Origin of the sequence: Stenotrophomonas sp. FR010 (assembly GCF_047520755.2) — a bacterium.
Lineage (GTDB): Bacteria > Pseudomonadota > Gammaproteobacteria > Xanthomonadales > Xanthomonadaceae > Stenotrophomonas > Stenotrophomonas sepilia.
Genome location: NZ_JAXBQT020000048.1, coordinates 2,501 through 5,378 on the forward strand (window position 1 = coordinate 2,501; position 2,878 = coordinate 5,378).

Annotated in this window: 2 rRNA genes (1 of these 2 only partly in view); both read left to right on the plus strand. The window is 54.0% G+C overall.

Going from position 1 to position 2,878, the window contains the following annotated elements:
* Nucleotides 1-2,652 (plus strand): 23S ribosomal RNA (locus tag ACM0PK_RS21470) (it extends 226 nt beyond the left edge of the window).
* A gap of 125 nt (nt 2,653-2,777) precedes the next feature.
* Nucleotides 2,778-2,878, plus strand: a 5S ribosomal RNA gene (gene rrf, locus ACM0PK_RS21475); the annotation flags it as partial.

Sequence of the window (2,878 nt, forward strand, 5' to 3'; positions counted from 1 at the left end):
GATTCCGTAAGTAGCGACGAGCGAACGCGGACTAGCCCTTAAGCTGATTTGGTTCTAGGAAAACACTCTGGAAAGAGCGGCCATAGAAGGTGATAGCCCTGTATCTGAAAGGGCCATTTCAGTGAAGACGAGTAGGGCGGGGCACGTGAAACCCTGTCTGAACATGGGGGGACCATCCTCCAAGGCTAAATACTACTGACCGACCGATAGTGAACCAGTACCGTGAGGGAAAGGCGAAAAGAACCCCGGAGAGGGGAGTGAAATAGAACCTGAAACCGTGTGCGTACAAGCAGTAGGAGCTCCGCAAGGAGTGACTGCGTACCTTTTGTATAATGGGTCAGCGACTTACTGTTCGTGGCAAGCTTAACCGTATAGGGGAGGCGAAGGGAAACCGAGTCTGATAAGGGCGCATAGTCGCGGGCAGTAGACCCGAAACCGGGTGATCTAGTCATGCCCAGGGTGAAGGTGCGGTAACACGCACTGGAGGCCCGAACCCACTCCCGTTGCAAAGGTAGGGGATGAGGTGTGATTAGGAGTGAAAAGCTAATCGAACCCGGAGATAGCTGGTTCTCCTCGAAAGCTATTTAGGTAGCGCCTCATATGTATCCTCTCGGGGGTAGAGCACTGTTATGGCTAGGGGGTCATCGCGACTTACCAAACCATTGCAAACTCCGAATACCGAGACGGACTGTATGGGAGACACACGGCGGGTGCTAACGTCCGTCGTGAAAAGGGAAACAACCCAGACCCACAGCTAAGGTCCCAAATTTTGTGCTAAGTGGAAAACCATGTGGAAAGGCACAGACAGCCAGGAGGTTGGCTTAGAAGCAGCCACCCTTTAAAGAAAGCGTAATAGCTCACTGGTCGAGTCGGTCTGCGGGGAAGATTTAACGGGGCTAAGCACAGAACCGAAGCTTGGGGTGCATACTTTGTATGCGCGGTAGAGGAGCGTTCCGTAAGCCGTTGAAGGTGGATTGAGAAGTCTGCTGGAGGTATCGGAAGTGCGAATGCTGACATGAGTAACGATAATGCGGGTGAAAAACCCGCACGCCGAAAGCCCAAGGTTTCCTTGCGCAACGTTAATCGGCGCAGGGTGAGTCGGCCCCTAAGGCGAGGACGAAAGTCGTAGTCGATGGGAAGCAGGTTAATATTCCTGCACCTCGCGTAAGTGCGATGGAGGGACGGAGAAGGTTAGGTGTACCAGGCGTTGGTTGTCCTGGGGAAAGGCGGTAGGTTTGGATCTTTGGCAAATCCGGGATCCTTTAAGACCGAGCACCGAGACGAGCCTTTATGGCAAAGTCACTGATACCACGCTTCCAGGAAAAGCTCCTAAGCTTCAGCTTACGCAGACCGTACCGTAAACCGACACAGGTGGGTAGGATGAGAATTCTCAGGCGCTTGAGAGAACTCGGGTGAAGGAACTAGGCAACATGGCACCGTAACTTCGGGAGAAGGTGCACCCTTTTTGGTGGCTCGTGCGAGCTATAGCTGAAGAGGGTCGCAGTAACCAGGCCGCTGCGACTGTTTATCAAAAACACAGCACTCTGCAAACACGAAAGTGGACGTATAGGGTGTGACGCCTGCCCGGTGCTGGAAGGTTAATTGATGGGGTCAGCCGCAAGGCGAAGCTCTTGATCGAAGCCCCAGTAAACGGCGGCCGTAACTATAACGGTCCTAAGGTAGCGAAATTCCTTGTCGGGTAAGTTCCGACCTGCACGAATGGCGTAACGACAGCGGCGCTGTCTCCACCCGAGACTCAGTGAAATTGAAATCGCTGTGAAGATGCAGCGTTCCCGTGGCAAGACGGAAAGACCCCGTGAACCTTTACTATAGCTTTACACTGAACGTTGAGTTCGTCTGTGTAGGATAGGTGGGAGGCTATGAAACCATGGCGCTAGCTGTGGCGGAGCCATCCTTGAAATACCACCCTGTCGTGCTTGACGTTCTAACCTGGGCCCATTATCTGGGTCGGGGACCGTGTATGGTGGGTAGTTTGACTGGGGCGGTCTCCTCCTAAAGAGTAACGGAGGAGCTCGAAGGTACGCTCAGCGCGGTCGGACATCGCGCACTGTGTGCAAAGGCATAAGCGTGCTTGACTGCAAGATCGACGGATCAAGCAGGTAGGAAACTAGGACTTAGTGATCCGGTGGTTCTGTATGGAAGGGCCATCGCTCAACGGATAAAAGGTACTCCGGGGATAACAGGCTGATACCGCCCAAGAGTTCATATCGACGGCGGTGTTTGGCACCTCGATGTCGGCTCATCACATCCTGGGGCTGTAGTCGGTCCCAAGGGTATGGCTGTTCGCCATTTAAAGTGGTACGCGAGCTGGGTTCAGAACGTCGTGAGACAGTTCGGTCCCTATCTGCCATGGGCGTTGGAGATTTGAGAGGGGCTGCTCCTAGTACGAGAGGACCGGAGTGGACGAACCTCTGGTGTTCCGGTTGTCACGCCAGTGGCATTGCCGGGTAGCTATGTTCGGAAGCGATAACCGCTGAAAGCATCTAAGCGGGAAGCGCGCCTCAAGATGAGATCTCCCGGGGCACAAGCCCCCTGAAGGAACCATGTAGACTACGTGGTTGATAGGTCAGGTGTGTAAGTACAGCAATGTATTGAGCTAACTGATACTAATGATCCGTGCGGCTTGACCATATAACCTCAAGTTGCCTTGGCTTTACGACAACGTCGTAAGAGCATCCAAGTGCACGCTACGTCACAAGAACTATGCGAGGCTGGCGCCTTGTCCCCCGGGACGAGTGCGACTCTCCAAAAGCCTCCCTGGTGAAATTAGCGCTGTGGAACCACCCGATCCCATCCCGAACTCGGAAGTGAAACGCAGCTGCGCCGATGGTAGTGTGGCTCAAGCCATGCGAGAGTA